The organism is Bradyrhizobium tunisiense (genome assembly GCF_042263385.1).
Classification (GTDB): Bacteria; Pseudomonadota; Alphaproteobacteria; order Rhizobiales; family Xanthobacteraceae; genus Bradyrhizobium; species Bradyrhizobium tunisiense.
In genome coordinates, this window is the sequence record NZ_JBHLEV010000002.1 from 1169377 (window position 1) to 1194597 (window position 25221).

Genomic DNA, 25221 nt, shown 5'->3' on the forward strand with positions numbered 1-25221 from the left:
AGACGTGCAGGCGGATTGGCGCTGATCTCGGAGGAAAACCTAGATGTCGGCCGGCCTCATTCAGACCTACGGCGCCTTTGCCCACAACAATGCCTGGGCGAACCATCGGCTGCTCACCGCCTGCGCCGCGCTGTCTCAGCCCGAGTTCGAAGCCCACCGCACCGGCTTCTTCCCGAGCCTCCAGCGCACGCTGAACCACATCTACGTCATTGATCTCTTCTACATTGATGCGCTCGAGGGCGGCTGGCTCGGGCCACAGGCCTGGGTGAACGAGGTGCCCCACCCCTCGGTTTCTGAGCTGAAGGCTGCCCAGGCCGCGATGGACAGACGCCTGCTCGCCATCTGCGACGCGCTCACGCCCGAGCTTCTCGATGGCCATGTCCGGATCAATAGAGACACGAGCGTCCAGATCGAACGTTGCGACCGGCTGTTGATGCACCTGTTTCAGCATCAGATCCATCATCGCGGGCAGGCGCATGCCATGCTGTCCGAAACCAGCGTCGCGCCGCCCCAACTCGACGAATTCTTCGCCGAAGGAGAGGCGCCGCTCAGGGCCGCAGAGTTCTCCGATCTCGGATGGACCGAGGCGACGGTGTGGAAAGCCTAGCGGTTTAATCTCCTCTCCATGCCCTACACCCTCGCCATCTTCGACCTCGACGGCACCCTCGCCGACAGCTTCCCTTGGTTCCTGCGCACCATCAACGATGTGGCCGATCGCTTCGGCTTTCGCCGCGTGACGGACGAGGACATCGAAGAGCTCAGGCATGCCTCGACGCGCGAGATCCTCGCCCGCCTCGAAGTGCCCCTGTGGAAGCTGCCGGCGATCGCGCGGCATGCGCGGCGGCTAAAGGCGGAAGCTGCTTCCGAGATCCCGCTGTTTGCGGGCGTCGAGGCGATGCTGCGGACGCTGGCCGATAGCGGCGTGCAGCTTGCGCTGGTGACCTCCGACAGTGAAGCCAATGCGCGCGAGAAGCTCGGCGAAGCGGCGGCGCTGTTTTCACATTTCGACTGTGCCGCATCGCTGTTCGGCAAGCCCGCGAAATTCCGCCGCGTCATCCGCCGTGCTGGAGCTGATCCGGCCCGCGTGATCGCGGTTGGCGACGAGGTGCGCGACATCGAGGCGGCGCGGGCTGTCGGGATCGGCTGCGGTGCGGTGTGCTGGGGTTATGCGGCGCCGGCGGCGCTGCGGGCGCTGGGGCCAGACCACGTCTTCGAGCGTATCGACGACATCGCGCCGATCCTGCTGAGCGGTGCCCTCGAGCCGAGAGATCGGACGCCGGCCTAGCTGCCCCGCGATGCTTCGTGCTTCTCCATCGAGATCGCGATCCGCTCCAGAAAACCGTTCATGCGCCGGGTCTCGGCGACCTGCTGCTCGTAGAGCTCGATCATAGTCACGCCGGACGATCCGCGCGCCTGCATTCCGTTCCGTCGCGAGAACCAGAACCAGAACCCGATCAGAAGCAGGAACGGCAGCCACGCCACGGCGAACTCGACCCATTTATCCATCGAAATGTCTCCGCTTCCTGCGCTGCGCACGATCCCGGCGCCAATGGAGACCATCTGTCGGCTCAGCCGGAGATCCGGTTCGACGCCGTGCTCCAACCGACATCATTGCGACCGGGAGCAGCTTGTCGATCGGGCTGGGGCCTCGACGATGCAGCAATTCGCCGCGTCCGTTTGCCGCTGCCCTCCCATTCTTCCGAACGAAGTCGTGATCGCGACCTGCCATGGAATCGACCAACTTACAAAATTACACTGAGTGCAATTATCAATGACATCTGGTGCGATCAAATGCAGGGTGCAAGCAGGTTGGGCAGCGACGCGTCCGCCCCCGGGAAAATGACGCGACGCCGCCTCGGTGCGATGCTGCTCGCGGTCGCAGTCACGGCAGCAGTCACCGCACACCCGGCGCAAGCGCAATCCGCCCCGCCCGCTCACATCGACTTCGACTGGGTCGATCCCGCGCGTGCGCGGCCCGTGCCGGCCCGCTTGCACTGGCCGACGGATGTTGCGCCCGGATCGCGCGTGCCGCTCATCGTCTTCTCCCATGGGCTCGGCGGTTCACGCAGAGGCTACAGCTATCTGGGGCGATATTGGTCGTCCCGCGGCGTTGCGAGCTTGCATGTTCAGCATACCGGCAGCGATTCCTCGCTCTGGGCAGGCAATCCCCTCGCCGTCGTCGACCGCTTGCAGCGCGCGGCTCACGAGAGCGAGGCGCTGGCGCGAGCGCGCGACCTGCACTTTGCCCTGGATCGCATGCTGTCTGGCCCCTATGGCGCCCGGATCGACCGTCGGCGCATCGTGGCGGCCGGGCATTCCTATGGCGCCAACACGGCCCTTGTTGCCGTTGGCGCCCGCGTGATGCGCGACGGAAGGTGGGTCGAGGCCCGCGACCCGCGCTTTACGGCCGCGATCGTCATCTCTGCTCCGCCATTTTATGGCGAAACCGATCTTGCCTCGGTCCTGGGCAAGATCACCGTTCCGAACCTGCACGTGACGGCGACGAACGACGTCATTCAAATCCCCGGATATCACTCGCCCACCACCGACCGACTGGCCGTCTTCAACGCCATAGCCACGCCCCGCAAGCTGCTTGCCGTGTTCGAGGGCGGCTCGCACAGCATCTTCACAGATCGCTCGTTCACGGGAGGCCCGGCCCTGAACCCGAAGGTGAAGGCCGCGACGGCTGAGCTCACTTTGGCGTTCCTCGACCTGGCCTATGACGGGAATCGGGAGACGCTGACGCGATGGAATGCGGATTGGCAGCCGATCCTGGCATTGGCTCCCGGTGCGGCGCCGCCGCAGCTTTCGGCTCCCCCGTCTCCGCGCATGGTGCGGGCAGCGGCCGGCCTCGTTCCGTCGCAATGAGATAGGTCGTCGTCGCTGCCTCGAGCAGAGCGACATGCCCCACGCTGCGTGGAGCGCTCTTCCGGATCGTAGCTCCCACTGAACCCGCGGGCTTGGACGCAAAGGCTTGGACGCAAAGGCTTGGGCGCAAAGGCTTGGGAGCAAAGGCTTGGGGTCGAACCGACCCACCTGCCGTTTTTTTGACGAACTACTCCGTCTTCCGCAAGAACGCGCCGAACGCGCGCGGGCCGTCGCCGGTCTTGATCTCGCCGATCACCTTCAGCTCAATCGCGTCGATGATGCTGAGCGTGTTGCTCTCCCAGCAGGCGACGATGATGCGCTTGCCGTCGGCGGTTGCGGCGATGCCTTCGGGATAGTCGCCGACATTGATGCGCTTGATCGGCTTCAGGCTCGCCAGGTCGAACACGCTGACGGTGCCGCCATACTGGTCAGTGACGAAACCCCGCCCTTGCGCGAGCGCCACTGCGTAGGGCCGCATCCCCGCCGGCACCCGGCCGATCTCGCGGCCTTGTGCGATGTCGATGACCGAAACGTCGTCGGAGCCGACATTGGCGGTGTAGGCGCGCCTGCCCTCGGCATCGATGGTGACGCCGAACGGACGCGTGCCGACCTTGATGGTCGCCTTGCGCTGCCGCGTCGCGGTGTCCACCACCGAGACGCTGTCATCGTCGCGGTCGGCCGAGAGCAGCAGCTTGCCATCCGGCGTCACTGCCAGCCCCGAGGGCGAGGCACCGACCGCGATGCTGGCGGCGACGCTGCGTGAGGTCGTATCGATCACCCGTACCGCGGCGGCGTACCAGTCGGCGACATAGACCGTCTTGCCATCGGGTGCGACCGCAATGCCGAGCGGCCCGCCGCCGACCTCGATGCGGCCGGCAACCTGCCGCCTAGCTGCGTCCACCACCGTCACCGCCTTGGCATCGGGGCTCGTCACATAGGCAAAGAGCCCGTCGGCGCTGACGGCCACGCCCGCCGGCTTGCCGCCGATCGGGATGGTCGCAACACCGCGCGCGCCAGCGAGGTCCACGACCATCAGATCGTCGCTGAGCTGGTTGGTGACGAACGCCTCTTCCGCGGACGCCTGCGCGATGCTGGCGGCGAGCGCCGCCAGAACCAGAATTCGCACGATCAGCTACCGCTCTCGATCTTCTTCTTGAGCGCCTCGAGGCCGGACTTGTACAGACCGCTCACCGCCTTCACCGCGGCCTCGTCGCTCAGTTCCGGCGGCGGATCGTTGTTGGGAAAGCCGCGGTAGAACGCGCCGGCCCATTCCAGCTTGGACTTGCCGTCGGGCGCCGGCGACACCGTCAAGGTCGAGGAATAATTGGTAACCGGCAGCACCTTCACGTCGACCTTGGTGATCCGGTACGAATAGCTCTGCATGTCGGGCTCGTATTTGTAGAGCTCCTCCTCGACCGTCGGGCCACCTGTCAGGGTCAGCGTCCGCGTCGCGCCGACCTCGTTGCCCTTCTGGCCTTCGGTCTTGGTGACGATCGGAAGCCAGCTCATGTCCTGGAAATTGGAGATCGCGGCCCACACCTTGGCCGGTGGCGCGCTGATCTCGATGGATTCCCGCACCTTCTGCCGGGTCGGCCCGTGCCCCCAGGCCGGGCCAAACGTCACCGTCAAGCCTGCCGTCCCAATTACAGCCAGCGCCGCAGCCACGGCTGCGCGCCGTCCCATCGTCACCCTCATCTCGTTTCCTCATACGTCCAGTTGATCACGCGCGACTTGGAATGCGCGCTGCGGTCATCCTAGCGCATTTTGGGGCCGAGGGGAGACCGGTTCATGGCACCGTTGCGGCGGCGTTCGGCCGAGCCCACAACCTGTTGCGCTGCCCGACGGGCAAAACACCCAACGAAAGGTCAATGCCTTCGTCGCAAATAATTCGCTTTACTAGAATTCGGAAATATCGCATATTTCGACTACCTCAACCCGGGCCGAGGGGCGGATCGCGATCGTCACGAACGCGGGTTGGGAGGTGGTGGACGCGGGCCGCGTCGCGCGCAGTCGGTTTGCAGGGCGGGTCACACCGTGAGCAGGCAACGCGCGCATACGACAGGTGCAGCCCGCGTACGGCAAAATCGTGTGGTCCTGGCGCCCGGGGTTCTGGCGTCAAGGTTTGCGGCGATGCGGCGGCCGACCGGCGCGCACATCGATCAGCCGCAAGGCGACGGGGGCAATAGTGCAACGCTCCCCGGGGAGCAACTGTGCTGAAGTAGACCGCCGATCGGCCGGCCTCAAGGCTGGCGCTGGACGCGCCACCGCCTTTGGCGGCTGACGGCCTTGACCCCGTCCGCTCGCCGGTCTGTCGGCTTGGCATGCGCTCGGTCGAGGACCGAGCGCGGTAGGGCGCGCTCGATCAGCTCACCGCAACGCGTAGCGGCTCGGATTCCATTTCTCGCCGCGGGCGATCATCGTATTGAGGATGACGATCAGCTTGCGCATGCAGGCAATGAGCGCAACTTTCGGCTCCTTGCCCTTGGCAATCAACCGTTGATAGAACGCCTTGAGCACCGGGTTGTTCTGGGTGGCTGCGCCGAGACAGGGCATGTAGAGGGCGTTGCGTACCCAGCGGCGGCCGCCCTTGATGTGGCGCTCGCCACGTCGCTTGCCACTATCGTCATCATAAGGCGCAGCGTCCAACAACGCGGCGGCGATCTCATCGCGAACCGTCCCGAGTTCCGGGAGCCCCGCAATGAGGACCGCAGAGGCCGTTTCGGCGAGGCCCGGCACGCTCTCGATGATCTCGGCGCGCGCGGCAAATGCCGGTGTGGCCTTGACCGTGACAACGATTGCATCTTCGAGCTTGGCAATCTCAGCATCCAGGCCCTTCAAGACGCGGGCGTGGGCTTTCTGCACCGCTCCCGGCACGGCGTGCTCGTTCTGGCTCTGCAAGCGGGTCTTCAGATCGATCACGGCTTTGCGTGCTTTGACCAGTGCCGCCAGCTCCTCGCGCGCCGCATCGTGGGTTTGGCTCGGCGCATCTTCAAACGTCTCAGCGAACCAGGCGATCGTGTCCGCGTCGATCGTATCGTTCTTGGCGAGCCGCCCCGCCGATCGGGCGAAGTTACGCACTCGCCGTGGATCGATGATCCGCACCGCGAAGCAGGCTTCGCGCAGCGCCTTGGCCCAGTCCCGCTCGTAGCCGCCGGACGCCTCCATCACCGCCCTGTCGACCTTGTGCTTGCGCAGCCAGGCGACCAGCTTGCGCCGTCCCTTCGCACCGCTCGGGAACGCTTGCCGTTGCGACAGCGAGCGAATGCATGCATCCACCTTGTCCTTGGCCACATCTATCCCGACGACAACGCGACCGTTCTGTGCCATCATCCACTCCCTTCCTTGCTCGGTTCGGGCTCGAAGCCAATGCAACTGTTCGGGTTGAGGAAGACACGCCGAATCCGTCCCACGCTCCCCGACAGGCTCTAGGCCTTTGAGCACGAACGGGCTCGGATCCAGCGACGGGCGGTTGGTCAGAACCGCCCGTTCGCACATCCTGGCAGATTTTGCGGACACAAGAGCACGACATAAGCCGTTCCAACCACTGCGCAGGGAAGGCCGGATGTTTCGGCTACACCTGTATGCCGCTGTGCAGCTTTCTCAAGCACACGCTTTCGCACAGTGGACCGTGGGTGCCAGCCGGCACCCGGCCTTCCCTGCGCCCTCGGCACTTTTGAGGGCGGCAAATGCCGCAAGGCTCGGGCGTAATACGCCGCGAGAACGGGAAGGTGTGCGCGTGAACTGGATTGGATGACGATATGGATTCGATGCTCATGCCCCGGACGCTGCGCAGCGCCCCCTTTGGCGATGCGCTGCAGAGCCGGGGCCCATGCAGCAGCGATATGCGCGGCCTCTGGGTCCCGGCTCTGCGCCGCAACGCTCGCGCATTGCAGCTTGTCCGGGACGCGACAGCGACTCCGGCGAAACGCCCTCCGACACACTCCCCTACTCTCCCAGCGTCGCCTCCACGAACCCGCGCGGGTCGTTGCAGAATTCCCGCATCAAGCGGTAATGGTCGGTCTCTTCCACGGTCACAGGCTCCAGGCCGTATTTCCCGAGCCGCAGCAGCCGGGCGTTCGGATAGGCCATCAGCATCGGCGAATGGGTCGCCATGATCACCTGGCAGATCCGGGACTCCTCCATGCGCCGGAGCAGCTTCAGGAATTCGAGCTGACGTGCCGGCGATAATGCCGATTCCGGCTCGTCGAAAATGAAGATACCCTGGCGCTGACAGCGCTCCTCGAAGAAGCGCAGGAAGCCTTCGCCGTGGGAATGCGAGAGGAAATCGGGACCGGCCTGGCCGGCGTCACGCGCGGCCTTGTCGAGATATCGCGCCACCGAGAAAAAGCTCTCGGCACGAAAAAACCAGCCATTGGTGATCTTCGGCAGCCAGCTTGCGCGCAGCGCCCTGGAGAGTTGACCACCCATCTTCTCGCGGGCTTCGGAGTGGTCGACCGGCATGTAGCCCTTGCCGCCTCCGGCATCGTCGTAGCCGGCAAGCGATGCGATGCCTTCGAGGATCGTCGACTTCCCGGTGCCGTTCTCTCCGACGATGATGGTGATGGCCGCGTCGAAGTTGAGCTCGAAATCATCCGGGAAGATCGGCAGGCAAAACGGATAGGCCTCGCGATCCCCAACCTGCAACGGGTCGAGCCAGACCCGCTTCAGATACGGCGCAGGCAAGTTGATGGTGCGATGACCCCTCCGGCTCATAACCGCCTCTCCGTCCGTTCCGCCAAAGACCCAAGAAAGAACATAACGGGAACAATGACGTTAGGCAATCGGCATGAATTCCCGGCGAAAGCCGCGACTGCACGGCTAATCCAGCGCCTCCAGCACCAGCTCCATCGTCATCAGCACGGGATTGTCGCCGTTGACCAGGCGCCCTTCCGCCAGGCCGCCGGTGTAGTCGACCAACGCGACGTCGAGCGCAGCCTCGGGCGCGCCGGAGGGCCCGGGCGCGATCAGCCCGGCCGTCACCGCAAGCTCGGTCGCAAACGGCTCGGTCACGCCGCCATGGATGAAGCGCGCGCCGATGGTCGAACCGACGCCGCCATGGATCTTCGCACGCGCGATGCCACGCGCGCGGCAGAACGCTTCGAGCGCGCCGGCAAAATCCTGGTTCGGGCGCAGCCGGAGCGCGAACGCGCGGCTCGTCGTGCGCGCGCCCGTACGCTCCGCGGGCACCGGCCCGAACAGCTTGAAATTGGTCTCGGGATCGGGCTCGGCGGTGAACGTCGCACCGTCGATACCGAAGGCCTCTACCTCGAACGGTTCGGCGACGACAGTCTGGTCGGGCAGCATGTGGCCACCACTGTCCCTGCCGTCGGCTTCCGTCCAGAGCCCATGGCAGTGAAAGAACGGCGCGCCGTCCCGCGTGCCGAGCGTCATGCTGCCGAGCCTCGTACGCGTCACGCCGCCGGGCCGGAACGTGTCGCTGTAAAACGCAGCGTTCTCACCGGTCTTCGACAGCGCCGGCATGACATAGGCGAACGGCCCGAGCGCGCCCTGCCGGAAGCTGAGCACGCCGTTCGTGAAACCTTCGGCCGCAAAGCCATGCCGTGCGGCTTCCAGCAGCGGCAGGCCCGCTTGAAGCATGAACGAGAAGGCACGTCCCCTCGCCTCCACCCATTGGATGCGTTCGGCGACAGGCGTGCCCGGCTGCTTGATATTCCGCATCGCCTGCGCTCAGCCAGCTTTCGTCTTGTCGAGATCGAGCAGCCCGCGCGCCTCGAGCTCGTCGCGCACCATGCGTTTTGGAATCTTGCCATAGCCGGATTTCGGCAGCGCCTCCCAGAAGAAGAACCGCTTCGGCATCTTGTAGCGCGGCACCTTTGGCGACAGGAATGCCGCCATCTCGGCCTCGCTCACCGGCTTCTGGCCGTCCCGCGCAACGCAAACGGCGACGCCGACCTCGCCCCAGGTCGCATCTGGCACGCCGAGCACGGCGACCTCCCCGACCGCGGGATGCGTCAAGATCTTCTCCTCGATCTCGCGCGGATAGATGTTGGAGCCGCCGGAGATGTACATGTCGGACGCGCGGCCGGTGATGTAGACGAAGCCCTCCTCGTCCATATGGCCGAGATCGCCGGTCCGGAACCAGCCGTTGCGGAATGCCTTCGCATTGGCTTCAGGGTTGTCGTAATAGCCGGCGAGCACCGCCGGCCCGATCACGCAGATCTCGCCGCTCTGGTTGGCCGCGAGTTCGCGGCCCTCGTCGTCCTGGATCGAAACCTGCATGCCGGTGCGCTCGAAACCGCAGGTGCCGATCTTGGCGTGCGGACCGTCCTCGGGATCGTGCAGCGCCGCCGGCAGCACGGTGATGTTGCCGGTGACCTCGCCAAGGCCGAAATATTGCACGATGACCTTGCCGAGCTTCTTCAGCGCGGTCTTCTGATCCTCCCGATACATCGGCGCGCCCGCATAGATCACGTGACGCAGCGAGGCGTGGTCGTATTTGTCGACGGCGGGGTGCTCGACCATCATCTTCAGGATCGTCGGCACGGTGAAGAGATTGGCGACCCGATGCTTTTCGATCAGACGGAAGGCCTCGTCGATGTCGAACTTCTCGGTCGGCAACAATACGGTGCAGACGCCGCGCGCGGTCTGCACCAGCTGGTGCACGCCGGCGCCATGCGAGAGCGGCGCCACCACCAGCGAGGCGTCCGCCTCGGTCACCCCGGGAGTGAGATCGGCGAGATGGTTGGTGACGACAAATCCCATCTGGCCGTGGGTCAGCACCGCCGCCTTGGAACGCCCGGTGGTGCCGGAGGTGAAGAAGAACCAGCAGGGATCGTCGTGCTCGACATCGGCATTCGCGATACTGGCGCCGGCCTGCGCGGCGATGGCATCAGCGACCGAGCGCTCGCCGAATCCGGCCTTGCCGTCGATGCTCCAGATGAACTCGAGCGCGCCGCGCTTCACCGCCGCGGCATGTTCAGGAAAATCGACATGGCAAAGGAATGCCTTGGCCCCGGAGGCCTCCGCGAGATAGGTGACCTCGTCCGGCATCAGGCGGAAATTGGTGGGCACCCAGACCGCGCCGAGCCGGAATGCCGCGAACATCGACAAGAACATCTCGTCGCCATTCTTGGAATGGACCAGGATGCGGTCGCCCTTCGCAATGCCGCGCGCGGCGAGCGCCGCGGCCAGCGCCGAGACCTGCGCATCGATCTCGCGCCAGGTCCAGGATCTGTCCCCCCAGACGAAGCCCGGACGAGACCCATGCCGCCGCGCGTTCTGGGTCAGCATGTAGGCGAGATTCATGACGCGGCGGGACATGCGCAGGGGCTGCATCGGGCTTCCTCTTCGAGGGCGGACGGCACGCGAGCTGCCCGCTCATTTCAGCCCATTTATCGCCATCGCCAGCGCCCCTGCAAGGCCGCCGGACGCACGGCTCCCCTACGGTTGCTTGAATGCGAACGGCGTCGTCGTGACGGTCCTGTGCTTGGCGCAGGCCTGCGGACCAAAGCCGCCGCAGAAGCTGCCATGCAGATCGAAGCGGATGCTGCGCGCAGCACCGCGCTTCGTGGGCGGGGCTATGATCCTGTAGCGAAGGACATGGCCGTCGAACACCTCGCGCATGCTGCCGTCCGGCAGCGTCACGAGGATCTTCATGACGCAACCGCCGGTTCCGCAATAGGTGGTCTCGCGATCTCCGCATTTGGTCTCGCCGAAGTCGACGATGTAGTCGTCGCGGCCGTCGCCGGTGAGATCGATCCTGCGTACCGTATCAGTCGCGAATCTCACCTCGCCGCCGTCCTGGCTTGTGCATTCCTCATTGGCGTAGCGCAGCGCCTTCTGCACGCCGGGTGGATAGTCGGCTGGATTGAACGTCTTTGCATCCTCGGCGCGCGCGGCAGAGGTGAACAGAGCGAGCATGAAGATCAGATAACGCATGCGGGTTGGTCGCCGGCGCGGCCGCAATCGTTCAGGGAATTTTAAACATGATCGGCGCACCTTCGTTCAGTTCTCGCGTACAGAGTGCCGCATCATGGTCAAAGCGCCTGCCTTCCTCCTGTTGTCGCTGGCGCTCGCCGGATGTGCCGTCGCGCCACAGGCGCATCTGGCGTCCGATCCCGCCTTCAAGCCAGCCCGTTATGCCTGGGATGGCGCCGGCGAGGATCCCAATCGTCCACATGCTACCTCACGACCAACGCGGACGGCGACCCGAGGCGAGCGAAGCAGCTCGCAAGCCGGTCTTCAGCCTTATTCGAAGGAGTGGTGGCAAGCGCAGGACGGCAGCGAGGCCGAGCATGATGCCAGGGTCAACCGCTCCCTGGTCATCTGCCAGGGTTGCCTGCGCCCGCAGCAGCAGCCCGAAGACTCCAGGCTCGCCAAAGCGGCCGATTGAACCGAACGACCTCAACATCGGAAACCGGCCTGCCCGACCGTGCGTCATGAATTGGTGCACGAGGCTGGCGTCTGGAAGGTCGACAACATGAGCGACGTCATCGATAACAAGGACCATTGCCGCTTCGAGCTCGCGGTGGAAGGCCATCTTGCGACCGAGCATTACAGGCTCGACGGCGACGTCATCACGTTCGAGCACACCGATGTGCCGAAGGAGCTCGGCGGCAAGGGCGTCGGCTCGAAGCTGGTACAAGGCGCGCTCGACCGGGTCCGTGCGTCCGGATTGAAGCTGATCCCGCAATGCCCGTTCGTGAAAGCATGGATCGAAAAGCACCCGGACTATGCGGATCTCGTCACGAGATAAGGGGGCAGGCCCGCCGCCCGTAGTCAGCAGGCCTGCCGCCATCTACGGACTATTGTCCGTGCTTGAGCATGTCACGATCGTTCAGATCCCAGTCCTGCCATAGCTGGAGTATGCCCAGCAGCACCACCACCGCGCCGAGGCTCGTGTGATAGATGCGGAGAAAACCGTCACCGGAATAGCCGAGCGCATAAGGCGAGGCGATGAGCCACAGTCCGACCAGGATCGTCATCACCTCCTGCCAGCGCTGCAAGGCGACATACTCGAGCTGGCTGATGCCAAATACGACCAGACCGATTGCGACCGTATTCAGGATCGCCGTCTGATGTCCGGCAATCCCCGGATCATGGATGGGAAACCACGGCGAAGCCACGATCGCCGCGCCGAGGAGCATCCCGCACCAGTCTTCCCATGTTCGATGAGTCTTCAAGAAACCAAAGTCCGACATCGTACCCTCCTACAAAGAGGCATACGTCTGCGGCTGGCAATCATGACACTCCGAATGTCTAGCGACCCTGCCGGCCGCATTCGGGCGTATGTCCTTGAGAGGACGTGGGAGCCGCCATGGAACTTGCAAGGGCGACGTCGGCAATTATTCGAGCCGACGTGATGTTCACAAGGAAGGTTTTTCATGCCGCACTGCAGCCAAAGGCATGCGCGTTTGCAGATATCTGCCGTGCGGCAAGCCCCCTTAACCGCGCCTTGCCAAGGACGGAGGCGGGCTCATAGATCAACGCGGAAGACGCACGCCGGAAGGATCTTGCATGGCCGCATCGGTACGAGACAACAAGGACAGGAGCCGCTTCGAACTGGATGTCGGCAGCGATATCGCCTTCGCCAATTACCGGCTGACGCCGACGGCGGTCATCATCACCCATACCGAGACGCCTCGTGCGCTCCGCGGCCGCGGCATCGCGTCCGAGCTGGTCAAGGGCGCGCTGGAGTTGATCCGGCGCGACGGCCGAAAGGTGATCGCCGGCTGCGGCTTCGTCGTCGACTATCTCGACAGGCATCCGGAGGACGCGGATCTCCTCGCCTGAAAGCAAAAGGGCCCGCGAGATCGCGGGCCCTTGCGGCACGACCTGTGGCCGGTCAGTGCTTGATCTCCGGCGGCAGCTTGCCGCCATTGGCGGCGAGCTTGGACATCACCTGCTTGTGCAGCCAGACGTTCATGCTGGCGGAATCGTTCATGTCGCCGCTGTAGCCGAGCTCCTTGGCGAGGTCCTTGCGCGCAGCGAGGCTGGAATCGATGTCGAGCGCCTTCATGAGGTCGACGATCGAGGTCCTCCATTCCAGCTTCTCGCCCTTGTGCGCGGCCACCGCCTTGTCGACGATCGCCGCGACATCGACCGCGGCCATAGGCGCGCCGGCCGGCGTCGACGATGCTCCCGGCGCCGCTCCAGCGGGCGAAGCTGCGCCACCGGCAGGCGCGGCGGAAGCCGGCTGGCTCCCGAAGATCGCGCCCATGATTTTACCGAAAATGCTCATATCTGCTCCCCGAAAAGGATCCGTTGGAAGGGCCTTGAGTGGCACTTATAGACCAAGTTACTGCGTTGTGCCCGCGAAGTTCTGCGAACCAGCGAGCAGCATCAGCTTATCTGCGGCGAAATGACGACCGAATGACGTCGTCAGGGTTGCGCTGCGGCATCGAATCTCACCCAAGCGTGAGGGACAGGACTCGGAAATCGGCGTACGCTTCGCGTTCAGCTCGCGATGCCTTCCGGAATTCGCGTCTGGTCGGACTCGCGAAACTCAAGAATGGCGGCCGCTCGCGCCGTTTGCCGGCGCCGGATTCGGCCGCTCGGCAAGGGAGCTAGCGACCATGGCCACACTCTACCAGGGCAATGTCCCCACAATGGCCCAGAGCGCGGATGCGGCTGGACCTGTCATTCGAACCATCCAGTTGTCCGATCTGCACGATGCGCTCCGGCGCGGCTGGGATGATTTCAAGGCCTTTCCGAGCCACGCCATCATTCTCTGCGTGATCTACCCGGTGCTCGGCCTCGTACTCGCCCGCGTGGTAATGGGCTATTCGGTGCTGCCATTGTTGTTTCCCCTCGCCGCCGGCTTCGCGCTGATCGGCCCCTTCGCAGCGCTCGGTCTCTACGAGCTCTCCAGCCGGCGCGAGCGCCATGAAGGAGCCAGTGCATGGGATGCCATGGAGGTGGTGCGCTCGCCCTCGTTCGGGGCGATGCTAGGTCTCGGCACATTGCTGCTCGCGCTATTCGTGACCTGGGTTGCAACTGCGCAGGCCATCTATGTCGCGGCGTTCGGCTATGAGGGCGTGACCGGGATCTCGGACTTCATGACGCGCGTGCTGACGACACAGCAGGGCTGGTGGCTGATCGTGGTCGGCTGTGGCACCGGCTTCCTGTTCGCGCTCGCCGCGCTCTGCATCAGCGCCGTGTCGTTCCCCTTGATGCTGGACCGCCATGCCGGCGCATTCGAGGCGATGAGCACCTCATTGCGCGTGGTCGCGAGGAACCCGGTGCCGATGGCGGCCTGGGGCCTGATCGTGGCGGTGCTGCTCGCACTCGGCACGATCCCGGCCTTCCTCGGCCTCGCCGTGGTGATCCCCCTGCTCGGCCATGCCACCTGGCATCTCTACCGCAAGGTGATCGTCTCGGAGCCCGGTGCACGGCCGGTGCCGCCCCCGCCGCCTCGTCCGCGCAAGCCTGCAGCCGACTTCCCCGCCAACCTCTTCCCCTGGCGTAACCGGCCGGAGCTCTGACGATATCGTGACATGCGATCCTGCCCCCGGCTCGGGCAGGATCGCGCTCTGTCGGACGCCTTGCTTTGGCCGCTGTTCCGACCGAGATTGCACCTGCCGGTCATACCGCTTCACGGAATTCATTGACTCGAATGACCTCGACGATTTCTCGTCTCGCTCTCGCAGCCCTCGCTCTCTCCGCCTCAATCCTGTCAGCCCAGCCAGCGTTCGCCGCGGTTGCCTGCGGCTCGGGCAATTTCGATGCCTGGCTTGCGGACTTCAAAACCGATGCGGCCGCCAAGGGCATCTCGCAGCAGGCGATCACGGCCGGGCTTGCCGGCGTGACGCTGGATCAGAACGTGATCAACCGCGACCGCTCGCAAAAGGTCTTCAGTCAGACCTTCGAAGAGTTTTCGGGTCGGATGGTGCCGCCCCGCTTGGAGCGCGGCTCCAACAGGATGAAGCAATACGGCTCAGTGCTGTCGCGCATCGAGCAGGCCTACGGCGTACCCGGCGAGGTGCTGGTCGCGATCTGGGGTCTGGAGACGGATTACGGCGTCAACACCGGCAAGTTCGCAACCATCCGCTCGCTGGCGACGCTGGCCTATGACTGCCGGCGCTCCGAGTACTTTCGCGCCGAGCTGTTGGACGCGCTGCGCATCGTCCAGCGCGGCGATCTCGCGGCTGCCGACATGAAGGGCGCCTGGGCCGGCGAACTCGGCCAGACCCAGTTCATGCCGTCGTCCTGGATGAAATACGCCATCGACTTCGATGGCAACGGCAAGCGCGACCTCCTGCACAATGTTCCCGACGTGCTGGCCTCCACCGCCAATTACCTCGTCGGCTATGGCTGGCAGAAGGGCAAGGATTGGCAGCCGGGCAGTCCGAATTTCGAGGTGCTCAAGCAGTGGAACAAGAGCGAGGTCTATTCCAAGACCGTCGCCTATTTCGCCAGCCAGCTTGCGCGCGCGCCCTGAATACTCGCCAAAGCATGATCCGGAAACGCGCGCAGCGGTTTTCGGAAGCGATCACGCTCAAACAACCACCTGAAGCGCGATGACGCTTCATCCTGATCGCATCGCGCTTCAGACAAACGCATAGGGCCGATCGCCCGGCGACCGGCCCTCTCCTCGCGACTACTTGACCATGGTAGCCTGCATCGCCTTGTTCAGATGCGCGCCGCACGCACCCATCTTGCCGTTGAGCAGCGAATCCTGCGCCGCCGCGATCTCCTTCTGCGCAACGAGCTTGCCGTCGCCGTCAGCCATGTTCTCGATCTCGGTCTCGGTCTTTTCCAGATTGGCCGAGCTGCAGCCGCCCACCGCTGCGCGCTTGGCGGCCTGGGCCGGCGCAACGGCGAACGCGACGGCGGCAATTGCGATAACCCCTAGTAACTTCGTCATGATGTTACTTTCCTTGTTCTTGAGACAGATCCAGCGACATTGCCGGACTCTGCGACAACACCTTCCTCCGGGCGCGGCAAGTTGCCGCAATAAATTCCTCGCGAGAATTGCGTGATGTTGCGCGCCGCGCAGAGGGTCATGCAGAAATTCTGATTTTCATTACCTGCAGGTAATGAACACTGCACGCTTGGCGAGTGTGCCCTGCACCGGATCACGCCCCGAATGCGGCGGAATCCTACTGTCTGCAAAAACATGATCTGAATTGATATTCAATTCAACAGATTCCGATACATGCGATTCGCGCATAGGTGATTTGGGTTTAGACGCTGGATCGAGTCCTTTGTCAGCGGATCAGAAAAGACATACTTCCCAAGAGACAAGGGGTCGCACTCCTGCATAACCCCGTGGATTTACGTCTATTTATGGCACCTTTGGTCGCACCTTGCCCGTTGTGTGGGCGGGAGCGCCTTCGAGTTAATCGTCCGTTACCGTCGCTATGCGCCCATAGCTTAGCTGCATCGCAACATAGGAACTTTCGCACTGCACTACTCTCCTCTATATTCATTTCAACGATGCAGCCCGGGCAAGGGCTGAATCGAACTACAGGAGACTACCAATGCTGCTCTCGCTCATCCGCATGATCCAGGCCTTCCGGGACTATCAGCGCAATGTTGCCGAGCTGTCCCAGCTCAGCGATCGCGAACTGGCCGATATCGGCCTCGATCGCTCGGACATCCCGCGCGTTGCCGCCGGTCAGTATCAGGGCTGATATCGTTCAGCCCTTCACCGGACGAACCGATAGCGCCCGCCTCGTGCGGGCGTTGTCGCATCTGGTGGCAGAAAACTCGATCTCGGCGATTCCACTGATCGCCGAAAAGCGCTACCTGTCCGCCCCATGACAGGACCCCTATCCAACATTGTGCACGTGATCGGCGCAGGCCTTGCCGGCTCGGAGGCAGCCTGGCAGGTCGCGAAAGCCGGCGTGCCCGTGGTGCTGCACGAGATGCGGCCGACCCGCATGACCGAGGCGCACCGCACCGACGGGCTCGCCGAGCTCGTCTGCTCCAATTCATTCCGCTCGGACGATGCCGCCAACAACGCCGTGGGCCTGTTGCATGCGGAGATGCGCCGGCTCGATTCGCTGGTCATGCGCGCAGCCGACGCCAACCAGGTGCCCGCCGGCGGCGCCCTCGCGGTCGATCGCGATGGCTTCTCAGCGGCCGTCACCAAGGCGCTGAACGACCACCCCCTGATCGAGATCGCACGCGGCGAGGTCGCAGGCCTGCCACCGGCCGAGTGGAACAACGTCATCGTCGCCACCGGCCCCCTCACCTCCGCCCCGCTGGCCGATGCCATCCGAGAACTGACCGACGAGAACGCCCTCGCCTTCTTCGACGCGATCGCACCGATCGTGCACCGCGAATCCATCGACATGTCGGTGGCCTGGTTCCAGTCCCGCTACGACAAGGTCGGCCCCGGCGGCACCGGCGCCGACTACATCAACTGCCCGATGACCAAGGAGCAGTATGACGGCTTCGTCGCCGCGCTGATCGCTGGTGAGAAGACCGAGTTCAAGGAATGGGAGACCAACACGCCCTATTTCGACGGCTGCCTGCCAATCGAAGTGATGGCGGAGCGTGGCCCGGAGACGTTGCGCCACGGCCCGATGAAGCCGGTCGGCCTCACCAATCCCCACGATCCCGCCACGAAGGCCTACGCCATCGTGCAGCTGCGTCAGGACAACAAGCTCGGCACGCTCTACAACATCGTCGGCTTCCAGACGAAATTGAAGTACGGCGAGCAGCAGCGCATCTTCCGCACCATTCCCGGTCTGGAGAAGGCCGAGTTCGCCCGCCTCGGTGGCCTGCACCGCAACACCTTCCTGAACTCGCCAAAGCTGCTCGACAGTCAGTTGCGCCTGCGCGCGCAGCCACGGCTGCGCTTTGCCGGCCAGATGACGGGCTGCGAGGGCTATGTGGAGTCTGCCAGCATCGGTCTGATCGCCGGTCTCTATGCAGCGGCCGACGCGCGCGGCGAAACCCTGGCGAGCCCACCGAACACGACTGCGCTCGGATCTCTGCTTGGCCACATCACCGGCGGCCATATCGAGACCGTCGAGCCGGGGACACGGTCGTTCCAGCCGATGAACATCAATTTCGGCCTGTTTCCGCCACTTGCGACCGCGCCGACCAAGAAGCCCGACGGCACGCGTCTGCGCGGCAACGAGAAGACGGTGGCCAAGAAGCAGGCCATGAGCGCACTCGCGCTCGCCGACCTCGATCGCTGGATCGCCGATCATCTGCGCATGGCCGCAGCCGCGTGAGTTTGCAATGAGCCTCCCCAAAGACGACGCCGCAGAGCTCTCGGCGCGCTGGACCGAGGGCGTACTGCTCAAGCGCGACGTGTTCTCGACCGTCGAGCGCGGCCGCTTCCGCGGCGAGAGCGGCGAGGTCGACGCGGTGCTGCGCCGGCTAGATGAAGTGCCGTGGTGGTCGTTCCTGCTGGCACGCCATCTGTTCGCCCGCGAGAAGCATGCACTCGCGCTCGCCAAAGGCCTCAACGTCGGTCCCGAGCTGCTCTGGGCCGGTCGCCGGGCGCTGGTGCGCGGCTTCGTCGACGGCGCCGCGTTGCATCTGGCAAAACCGCACGGTGACCTCGCCTATTTCCGTTCGGCCAAGGTGGCGCTGCGCCGACTGCGCCGCGCCGGCATCTGCCACAACGATCTTGCCAAGGAACAGAACTGGCTGGTCGGCCGCGACGGCCGCGCCTATGTAACCGACTTCCAGCTCGCGGCGTGCTTTGCGCGGCGCGGCCGGCTCTATCGCATCCTCGCCTATGAAGACCTTCGGCACCTGCTCAAGCACAAGCGCTCCTACGCGCCCGAGGCGTTGACTCCGCGTGAGCGAAAAATCCTCGCGAAGAAGTCGTTCGCGGCAAGCCTGTGGCTCGCCACCGGCAAGAAGGTCTACCGCGCCATCACCCGCGGCCTGTTCAACTTCACCGACCGCGAGGGCGGCGGCCGCAGGCTGGTCAACGATGCGCCGGTGCTGACCGAGTTGATCCGCAAGAACCCGGCCGTTCGCGACACCGCTATCGTCGCTTTTGCCGACCGCCGCTCCGGCGTCGGGCTCTATGCCTTCGTCGAGGCCGATCAAGCCACGCTCGAAGGCCAGTTGCGGACCGAGCTCACGGCAGCGAAGGGGCCGAAGCCGCCGGAACACATCCAGGTCGTGCACGCGCTGCCGCGCGATAGCAGCGGCAAGCCGCGGACCGAGATCCTGCAACTGGTCGCCATGAACCAGCTCGACCTGATCGAGCCCATGATGAAGAGCGACCAGGATCGCGCCTTCCTCAAGGACATCCTGGAACAAAGAAAAAACCTGCGCGACCGCTTCAACTTCGAAGCGGACCTGCCCACGAGCTGACAGGCTGCCGGCGCCTTGAAGCGTCCACATTGGCGATAGAGAAGCGGTCGAACGAAGGCGGACGTGGTGGGGTCATGGGCGGTCGGGGGACGATGATGCATCGTGTGGTTGGCGGTCTGGTCGCCGGCCTTCTGCTGCTGACAGTCGCGCCGGCACGAGCTGACTCCCCGGCCGAGTTGATCTCCAGCTTCCGCCTCAAGCACGGTGAAGTCCGCGTCGTCCGCGACGCCACCCTCGACCGCATCGCCATGGACCAAGCCCGCGCGATGGCCGCCAAGGACGATCTCAGCCACGACGCGCTCGGCCCGTTCAACCGCCGTGTCGCACCGGCCGGCGCCGGCCGCGCCGCCGAGAACATCGCCTATGGCTACGATAATTTCGAGAAGACCCTGGGCCAGTGGATCGACTCGTCCGGGCACCGCAAGAACCTGTTGCTGCGCAACGCCTCCCGCGTCGGCATCGCCAGCGCCAGGAACGCCAGCGGCAAGCGCACCTACTGGGCCATGGTGATCGCGGGCGATTACGAGCCGAAGGGCAAAGGCAAGAAGAAGGACAAGGAGCCCGTCGTTGCCGTGAAACGCGAGGCCGCGCCGGCAAGCAAGCCGAAGTCCAGCACCTGTCACATCAAGCTGCTCAGCCTCTGCATCTGAGGCAAGCCAGCATCAGCCGCGCCGCGCCGCCTCGATCGCCGCGACGTCGATCTTCGTCATCCCCATCATCGCGTCGAAGGCGCGCTTGGCCTCGGCCCCGCCGGCCGCCAGTGCCTCGGTCAGCACGCGCGGCGTGATCTGCCAGGAGATGCCCCATTTGTCCTTGCACCAACCGCAGGCGCTTTCCTGCCCGCCATTGCCGACGATGGCGCTCCAGTAGCGGTCGGTCTCCTCCTGATCGTCGGTGGCGATCTGGAACGAGAAGGCCTCATTGTGCTTGAAGACGGGACCGCCGTTGAGGCCGAGACAGGCAACGCCGGCCACGGTGAATTCGACGGTGAGCACATCACCAGCCTTGCCGGACGGGTAATCGCTGGGCGCACGGTGCACGGCACTCACCACGCTGTCCGGGAACGTCTCGGCATAGAAGCGGGCAGCCGCCTCGGCGTCCTTGTCGAACCAGAGGCAAATCGTGTTCTTCGCCATCGCAAGTCCTTTCCATTCCCCAGCGCATTACGCTCTATCAGCCCAGGGACCGGAATCAATGCCCAGCAGCACCTTCCGTTTGCCCGTCGCGCTCGCGTGCGTCATGGTGTCCAATTCCCGGAATCCAACGGCAGAGGCTCTCTCGTGATCGACATCGACCGAATTCGCGCCGACACGCTTGCCACCTCCCGGCTGGCATATCTCCACAACGCCGGCGCGGCACTCATGCCGACCCGGGTTGTCGCGGCGATGCAGCAGCATATCGATCTGGAAAGCGAGATCGGCGGTTATGCCGCGGCAGACCGGGAGGCAGCGCGGCTCGATGCGGTCTACGGCTCGGTGGCGCGCCTGCTGAATGCTGCGCCCGACGAGATCGCGCTCGTGGAGAATGCGACGGTTGCCTGGCAGATGGCGTTCTATTCGCTTTCGTTCGGCAAGGGCGATCGCATCCTGACCGCCGAAGCGGAATACGCCGCCAACTACGTGGCGTTCCTTCAGGTCGCCAAACGCACCGGCGCGGTCATCGATGTGGTGCCAAGCGATGCCAGCGGCGAGCTCGACGTCCACGCGCTCGAACGCATGATCGATGAGCGCGTCAAGCTGATCGCCATCACTTGGGTTCCGACCAACGGCGGACTGGTCAATCCCGCGGCGGCGATCGGCAAGATCGCACGGGCACGGGGCATTCCCTACCTGCTCGACGCCTGCCAGGCGGTCGGCCAGATGGAGGTGGACGTCGAGGCGATCGGCTGCGACATGCTGTCGGCCACGGGACGCAAATTCCTCCGCGGTCCGCGCGGCACCGGCTTTCTCTACGTCCGCAGGGCGATGCTGCAGCGGCTCGAGCCGCCGATGATCGATCACTTCGCCGCGCCCTGGGTCGCGCGCAATGAATATCGGCTGCGCGACGATGCGCGCCGTTTCGAGACCTGGGAGAACAATTACGCGGCGCGGCTGGGACTCGGCGCGGCCGTCGACTATGCCCTCGAGATCGGCATCGCTCCGATCGAGCAACGTTGCCGCCTGCTTGCCGGCCGTCTTCGCAGCGGCCTGGCGGCTCTTCCCGGCATCACCATTCGTGACCTCGGACGCGCGCCGGGTGCCATCGTCAGCTTCACGATGGACGGACACGAGGCGGACGCCATTGTCGCCAGTGCCGCTGCCGCCGCCATCACGATCGGCGCTTCCGATCCGCCGAGCACGCGCATCGATGCCGAAATTCGCGCGTTGCCGCATGTCGTGAGGGCGTCTCCGCACTATTACAACACGGAGGCCGAGGTCGACCGCCTGGTCGACCACATCGCGGGATTGGCGCGGCGGTAGTGGCGCGAGTCAGGCGCAGCGCGCGCTCAAGCCGGACGCGCTGAGCCTTGCCATGACCTCGTCGAGATGCGCGCTGTCGCGGGTCTCGATGACGAGCTGCAGCAACGTCGCCTTGGCCGGCAGGTCGGAGAACGTCCGCTGGTGCGAGACCTCGATGATGTTGGCACCGGCCTCAGCCAGCAGCGCCGCGACGGCGGCGAGCTGCCCGGGGCGATCAGGAATATCGAGCGAGAGCTGCGTCAGCCGCCCCTCGCGCGCCAGCTCACGCGTGAGGACGGATGCGATCAGCCGCGTGTCGATGTTGCCGCCGCTCAGCACGAGACCGACCTTCTGGCCGGCAAAGCGGGAGGGATCGGACATCAGCGCGGCGAGGCCGGCGGCGCCGGCGCCCTCGACCACCGTCTTCTCGATCGAAATCAGGGTCGCCACGGCGCGCTCGAGCTCGGCCTCGTTGACGAGCGCGATGTCGTCGACGAGGCGGCGGACGATTTCGGTGGTGATCTTACCGGGCGATTTCACCGCGATGCCTTCGGCGAGCGTATCGCCGCGCGCCGGCAGATTGCCGCCATGGATGGCGTTGTACATCGAGGGATAGAGCCAGGCCTCGACGCCCAGAACGCGCAGTGACGGCTTGATCGATTTCGCGGCAATGCCGATGCCGCTGATCAAGCCGCCGCCGCCGATCGGGACGACCAGCGTATCGAGCTCCGGCACCGCCCTCATCATTTCCAGCCCGACGGTACCCTGCCCTGCGATCACGAGCGGATCGTCGTAAGGGTGGACGAAGATCATGCCGCGGGCTTCGCCGTGGTGACGAGCGAACGCGGCCGCCTCCTCCAGCGTCGTGCCCGTCACGACGACTTCCGCGCCGTGATGCCTAGTGTTCTCGATCTTCACCATCGGCGTACCGATCGGCATGACGATGGTGGCGGGAATGCCGAGCCGCTTGGCGTGATAGGCAACGCCCTGCGCGTGGTTTCCGGCCGACATGGCGATGACGCCGCGCGCACGCTCCTCCGGCGACAGCGCGGTGAGGCGGTTGAGCGCGCCTCGCTCCTTGAAGGACGAGGTGAACTGAAGGTTCTCGAATTTGAGCCAGATGTCGCAGCCGCAGATGCTGCTCAGCGTGCGGCTGTAGCTGCAGGGCGTCTCGACGACCGCACCCCGGATGGTGTCGGCGGCGGCATGGATGTCGCCTGGCGCGACCGGAAAACCGCTCAGATCGGGCGACGTGCTTTGGGAGAACTCAGCCATGGGACAGCATAGAGCATCCGACGGTGCGAGGCGATATGCCAGCCGCTATTTGGTAAATTCCCGGGAACGTGAAGCCCGCCACAGCGTCCAGAGCGTGCCCAGCCGCGACGTCGGCTGCGGCGCGAACGGATTGCGGCCCGGGTGCGCCAGGCGCTTGAGATCGGCCCTCACCTGGCTGAGCGGCAGAAACGCCGGACGCACCGCGACCGGCACTTGCGCCAGCAGCGACAAGGCCGTGGTCAAATGCTGCTGCGCCTCGCCCGCGAGCTGCTCCAGCACGGCGCGCAGGTTCGGCGTGTCCTTGCCGGCAAACAAATCCTCCATCTGGCAGCCATGGCTCGCCAGCACCTGCTGCGGCAGGAACAGCTGCCGGTGCGATGCATCGCGCGGCAGGTTCGTGATGACCTGCACGATGCCCTGCGCCAGTCCCGCATGACGGGCGAGATGCTGGGCCGCCTCCGATGGCGGCCCCAGAACCTGCGCCGCCAGACCAAATAACGCCGAACAGGTGGCGGCCAGATAGCCCTCCAGCGCCGCCAGCGTCGGCATGGGGTCGTTGTAAAGGTCAAACTGGTGCTCGTCGACGAGCAGCGACAGCGGCTCGACCGGCAGGTTGAAATCACGGATCGCACGCAGCAGCTCGGCTGCGACCGGATTGCCCTCGGCACTGCCGTGGACCAGGCCGGAAAACAGGTCGGTCCACCATTGAAAGCGGATTTCGCCGGGCAAGGGTTGGCTCACCTGGTCGCGGACACGGACGATCTCGACATTGAAGGCGTAGAGCGCCAGCAATGCGCGGCGCTCGGCGGCGGGCGCGAACAGGGCCGCGGCATAGCGCGGAAAGTCATGGCTGCGCACGAGATTGGCGCAGAAGGCAGCCGAATCGGGCGGCGGCGCGGTGCTGCTCATGTGTTGTTCATGGCACCGCGATCAGCGCAGCGGCAACCCGCCGCCGTTCGCCGATCATGATGTTGTAGGTGCGCACGGCAGGACCGGTCTGCATCGTGTCCAGCACCACCCTCACCGCCTTGAGCGCCTGGCGCAGCTCCGGCGGCGGCAGCCAGACCCCGGTTCCGGTGCCGATCAGGAGCGTGTCGATGCTGTTGGCGGCCGTGAAGACCCGATCCAGCGAATAGCGGTCGATCTTCTGGGGATCCATTACGTCCCAGGCCCAGATCGCCTCCGGCAGGCAGAGCAGCGAGCCGCGATGCGACATGCCGGCAAAGGCGAAGCCGCCCTTGCCATAGGCTTCGATCGGCGCCGAGCGCGGGAAATGGGGAGCGTTGGGATCGCCGGCCATGAGCTTGGTCCGAATGAGCTTACTGCCCTCGCCAACTCGTGCGAGGGCATGCGGTTCGGATCATGCCTTGCTTTTCTTCGCCGGCGGAGCCTCTTCTTTCGCATCCTCGCGATGCTCGCCGACGCCGAGATAGATCAGGATCGGGGCCGCAATGAAGATCGACGTATAGGTGCCGACCAGCACCACGCCGAACATCATCACCGCGGTGAAGCTGTGGATCGCGTGACCGCCGAACAAGAGCAGCGCGAGCAGCGCCAGCGTCACGGTGACGTGGGTGATGATCGAGCGCGACAGCGTCGAGTTGATGGACTCGTTGAGAAGCTGCGGCATCGGCATCTTCTTGTAGCGGCGCAGCATCTCGCGGATACGGTCGTAGATGACGACGGTGTCGTTGAGCGAATAGCCGAGAATGGTGAGCAGCGCCGCGATGCTGGTCAGGTCGAAATCGACCTGACTGATCGACATGAAGCCGATCGTCAGCACGATGTCGTGGACGTTGGCGATCATGGCGCCCAGCGCGAACTGCCATTCGAACCGGAACCAGAGATAGATCAGGATGCCGAAGATCGCGAGCATCAGGCCGAGCATGCCGAAGGCCAGCAATTCGCCGGAGACGCGCGGGCCGACCACCTCGACGCGGCGATATTCCACGGAATCGCCAAGCGCGTTGCGGACCTTCTGCACGGCCTCCTGCTGGGCGGCGTCGCCACCCGGCTGCTCCGCGACGCGGATCAGGACGTTCTCGGGTCCGCCGAACTGCTGCAACTGCACTTCGCCGAGACGCAAGGCATCGAGCGTCGTGCGCATCGCAGCGATGTCGGCGGCGCCCGATTTTGCCTTCACTTCCAGCAGCGTACCGCCGCGGAAGTCGATGCCGAAATTCAGGCCATGGGTGAAGAACAGCACGATCGCGACGATCGACAGCGCGGCCGAGATCGGAAAACTGATGCGACGGAAGCGTGTGAAGTCGAAATGCGTATCGTCAGGAACGATGCGCAGCGACGGCAGCCAGCCGAACGCCGAGACCACGGTGAGGATGGCGATGAGGACGCCGAGCCCGATGAGAACGGTCTGAGTCACGATCAGGCT

At 64.8% G+C, this 25221-nt stretch carries 29 protein-coding genes; 13 read left to right on the forward strand and 16 right to left on the reverse strand.

Going from position 1 to position 25221, the window contains the following annotated elements; genetic code table 11:
• Nucleotides 1–43: 43 nt before the first annotated feature.
• Both ACFDR6_RS13025 and ACFDR6_RS13030 read left to right on the forward strand, forming a co-directional pair.
• Nucleotides 44–607: a DinB family protein gene (locus ACFDR6_RS13025; RefSeq protein WP_317239408.1), complete on the forward strand. Its 564-nt coding sequence runs from the start codon at nt 44–46 to the stop codon at nt 605–607.
• An 18-nt stretch (nt 608–625) separates the two neighbouring features.
• A complete protein-coding gene (locus ACFDR6_RS13030) occupies nt 626–1285 on the forward strand; it encodes an HAD family hydrolase (RefSeq protein WP_317239407.1) in 660 nt (219 codons plus the stop codon).
• On the opposite strand, the gene ACFDR6_RS13035 is transcribed toward ACFDR6_RS13030, so the two are convergent.
• Nucleotides 1282–1506, reverse strand: a complete 225-nt coding sequence (locus tag ACFDR6_RS13035; RefSeq protein ID WP_317239406.1) for a hypothetical protein — start codon at nt 1504–1506, stop codon at nt 1282–1284. The genes ACFDR6_RS13030 and ACFDR6_RS13035 overlap by 4 nt on opposite strands.
• 333 nt (nt 1507–1839) lie before the next feature.
• Between ACFDR6_RS13035 and ACFDR6_RS13040 the strand changes: the two genes are divergently transcribed.
• Nucleotides 1840–2868: an alpha/beta hydrolase family protein gene (locus tag ACFDR6_RS13040; RefSeq protein ID WP_317239405.1), complete on the forward strand. Its 1029-nt coding sequence runs from the start codon at nt 1840–1842 to the stop codon at nt 2866–2868.
• Between the two features lie 187 nt (nt 2869–3055).
• Here ACFDR6_RS13040 and ACFDR6_RS13045 read toward each other — a convergent pair whose 3' ends face one another.
• The 7 genes from ACFDR6_RS13045 to ACFDR6_RS13075 all read right to left on the reverse strand — a co-directional run bounded on the left by ACFDR6_RS13045 (nt 3056) and on the right by ACFDR6_RS13075 (nt 10767).
• Nucleotides 3056–3994 carry a YVTN family beta-propeller repeat protein gene (locus tag ACFDR6_RS13045; protein WP_212084776.1) on the reverse strand — a complete coding sequence of 313 codons (939 nt, stop codon included), beginning with the start codon at nt 3992–3994 and terminating at the stop codon, nt 3056–3058.
• A gap of 2 nt (nt 3995–3996) precedes the next feature.
• Complete coding sequence (locus ACFDR6_RS13050; RefSeq protein ID WP_375858512.1) at nt 3997–4563, reverse strand: SRPBCC family protein; 567 nt, start codon at nt 4561–4563, stop codon at nt 3997–3999.
• A 672-nt stretch (nt 4564–5235) separates the two neighbouring features.
• Nucleotides 5236–6198, reverse strand: a complete 963-nt coding sequence (locus tag ACFDR6_RS13055; RefSeq protein WP_375858513.1) for an IS110 family transposase — start codon at nt 6196–6198, stop codon at nt 5236–5238.
• A 615-nt stretch (nt 6199–6813) separates the two neighbouring features.
• Complete coding sequence (locus ACFDR6_RS13060; RefSeq protein WP_375858514.1) at nt 6814–7581, reverse strand: AAA family ATPase; 768 nt, start codon at nt 7579–7581, stop codon at nt 6814–6816.
• 105 nt (nt 7582–7686) lie between these two features.
• Entirely contained in the window at nt 7687–8547 is an 861-nt protein-coding gene (locus ACFDR6_RS13065; RefSeq protein ID WP_375858515.1) for a PCC domain-containing protein, read from the reverse strand.
• Between the two features lie 9 nt (nt 8548–8556).
• Nucleotides 8557–10164 carry an acyl-CoA synthetase gene (locus tag ACFDR6_RS13070; RefSeq protein ID WP_375858516.1) on the reverse strand — a complete coding sequence of 536 codons (1608 nt, stop codon included), beginning with the start codon at nt 10162–10164 and terminating at the stop codon, nt 8557–8559.
• Nucleotides 10165–10269: 105 nt separating this feature from the next.
• Entirely contained in the window at nt 10270–10767 is a 498-nt protein-coding gene (locus ACFDR6_RS13075) for a hypothetical protein (RefSeq protein WP_317239398.1), read from the reverse strand.
• A gap of 94 nt (nt 10768–10861) precedes the next feature.
• Between ACFDR6_RS13075 and ACFDR6_RS13080 the strand changes: the two genes are divergently transcribed.
• Both ACFDR6_RS13080 and ACFDR6_RS13085 read left to right on the forward strand, forming a co-directional pair.
• A complete protein-coding gene (locus ACFDR6_RS13080; protein ID WP_375858517.1) occupies nt 10862–11221 on the forward strand; it encodes a hypothetical protein in 360 nt (119 codons plus the stop codon).
• 87 nt (nt 11222–11308) lie between these two features.
• Complete coding sequence (locus ACFDR6_RS13085) at nt 11309–11584, forward strand: GNAT family N-acetyltransferase (RefSeq protein ID WP_375858518.1); 276 nt, start codon at nt 11309–11311, stop codon at nt 11582–11584.
• A gap of 49 nt (nt 11585–11633) precedes the next feature.
• Here ACFDR6_RS13085 and ACFDR6_RS13090 read toward each other — a convergent pair whose 3' ends face one another.
• Nucleotides 11634–12029 (reverse strand): SPW repeat protein, encoded by a 396-nt coding sequence (locus tag ACFDR6_RS13090; RefSeq protein WP_212084736.1) that lies wholly within the window; start codon nt 12027–12029, stop codon nt 11634–11636.
• A 316-nt stretch (nt 12030–12345) separates the two neighbouring features.
• Here ACFDR6_RS13090 and ACFDR6_RS13095 point away from each other — a divergent pair, with 316 nt between their 5' ends.
• Complete coding sequence (locus ACFDR6_RS13095; RefSeq protein WP_212084734.1) at nt 12346–12621, forward strand: GNAT family N-acetyltransferase; 276 nt, start codon at nt 12346–12348, stop codon at nt 12619–12621.
• 52 nt (nt 12622–12673) lie between these two features.
• Here the strand turns inward: ACFDR6_RS13095 and ACFDR6_RS13100 are convergent, their stop codons facing one another.
• On the reverse strand, nt 12674–13069 hold the full coding sequence (locus ACFDR6_RS13100; protein ID WP_212084732.1) for a DUF3597 domain-containing protein: 396 nt from the start codon (nt 13067–13069) through the stop codon (nt 12674–12676).
• A gap of 334 nt (nt 13070–13403) precedes the next feature.
• On the opposite strand from ACFDR6_RS13100, the gene ACFDR6_RS13105 reads away from it, so the two are divergent.
• Nucleotides 13404–14312 carry a DUF2189 domain-containing protein gene (locus ACFDR6_RS13105; RefSeq protein WP_375858519.1) on the forward strand — a complete coding sequence of 303 codons (909 nt, stop codon included), beginning with the start codon at nt 13404–13406 and terminating at the stop codon, nt 14310–14312.
• Nucleotides 14313–14443: 131 nt separating this feature from the next.
• Nucleotides 14444–15268, forward strand: a complete 825-nt coding sequence (locus ACFDR6_RS13110; protein ID WP_212084728.1) for a lytic murein transglycosylase — start codon at nt 14444–14446, stop codon at nt 15266–15268.
• A 159-nt stretch (nt 15269–15427) separates the two neighbouring features.
• On the opposite strand, the gene ACFDR6_RS13115 is transcribed toward ACFDR6_RS13110, so the two are convergent.
• Nucleotides 15428–15694 (reverse strand): hypothetical protein, encoded by a 267-nt coding sequence (locus tag ACFDR6_RS13115; protein WP_375858520.1) that lies wholly within the window; start codon nt 15692–15694, stop codon nt 15428–15430.
• Nucleotides 15695–16310: 616 nt separating this feature from the next.
• Here ACFDR6_RS13115 and ACFDR6_RS13120 point away from each other — a divergent pair.
• The 4 genes from ACFDR6_RS13120 (at nt 16311) to ACFDR6_RS13135 (ending at nt 19769) form a co-directional block, all read left to right on the forward strand.
• Complete coding sequence (locus tag ACFDR6_RS13120) at nt 16311–16463, forward strand: DUF1127 domain-containing protein (protein ID WP_007590701.1); 153 nt, start codon at nt 16311–16313, stop codon at nt 16461–16463.
• Nucleotides 16464–16589: 126 nt separating this feature from the next.
• On the forward strand, nt 16590–18017 hold the full coding sequence (gene trmFO / locus ACFDR6_RS13125) for a methylenetetrahydrofolate--tRNA-(uracil(54)-C(5))-methyltransferase (FADH(2)-oxidizing) TrmFO (protein ID WP_212084724.1): 1428 nt from the start codon (nt 16590–16592) through the stop codon (nt 18015–18017).
• A gap of 7 nt (nt 18018–18024) precedes the next feature.
• Complete coding sequence (locus tag ACFDR6_RS13130) at nt 18025–19119, forward strand: serine/threonine protein kinase (RefSeq protein WP_375858521.1); 1095 nt, start codon at nt 18025–18027, stop codon at nt 19117–19119.
• A gap of 95 nt (nt 19120–19214) precedes the next feature.
• Nucleotides 19215–19769 carry a CAP domain-containing protein gene (locus ACFDR6_RS13135; protein ID WP_317239392.1) on the forward strand — a complete coding sequence of 185 codons (555 nt, stop codon included), beginning with the start codon at nt 19215–19217 and terminating at the stop codon, nt 19767–19769.
• 12 nt (nt 19770–19781) lie between these two features.
• On the opposite strand, the gene ACFDR6_RS13140 is transcribed toward ACFDR6_RS13135, so the two are convergent.
• Complete coding sequence (locus ACFDR6_RS13140; protein ID WP_375858522.1) at nt 19782–20255, reverse strand: VOC family protein; 474 nt, start codon at nt 20253–20255, stop codon at nt 19782–19784.
• Between the two features lie 144 nt (nt 20256–20399).
• Here ACFDR6_RS13140 and ACFDR6_RS13145 point away from each other — a divergent pair, with 144 nt between their 5' ends.
• Nucleotides 20400–21578 (forward strand): aminotransferase class V-fold PLP-dependent enzyme, encoded by a 1179-nt coding sequence (locus ACFDR6_RS13145; protein ID WP_212084704.1) that lies wholly within the window; start codon nt 20400–20402, stop codon nt 21576–21578.
• A 9-nt stretch (nt 21579–21587) separates the two neighbouring features.
• Here ACFDR6_RS13145 and ACFDR6_RS13150 read toward each other — a convergent pair whose 3' ends face one another.
• From ACFDR6_RS13150 to secF, 4 genes are read right to left on the reverse strand one after another with little or no spacing between them, the layout of a single operon-like run.
• Complete coding sequence (locus ACFDR6_RS13150; protein WP_375858523.1) at nt 21588–22832, reverse strand: threonine ammonia-lyase; 1245 nt, start codon at nt 22830–22832, stop codon at nt 21588–21590.
• 45 nt (nt 22833–22877) lie between these two features.
• Complete coding sequence (locus tag ACFDR6_RS13155; protein ID WP_375858524.1) at nt 22878–23741, reverse strand: phytoene/squalene synthase family protein; 864 nt, start codon at nt 23739–23741, stop codon at nt 22878–22880.
• Nucleotides 23742–23748: 7 nt separating this feature from the next.
• On the reverse strand, nt 23749–24132 hold the full coding sequence (locus ACFDR6_RS13160; protein ID WP_212084693.1) for an Mth938-like domain-containing protein: 384 nt from the start codon (nt 24130–24132) through the stop codon (nt 23749–23751).
• Nucleotides 24133–24192: 60 nt separating this feature from the next.
• Nucleotides 24193–25212 (reverse strand): protein translocase subunit SecF, encoded by a 1020-nt coding sequence (gene secF, locus ACFDR6_RS13165; RefSeq protein ID WP_212084691.1) that lies wholly within the window; start codon nt 25210–25212, stop codon nt 24193–24195.
• Between the last annotated feature and the right edge of the window lie 9 nt (nt 25213–25221).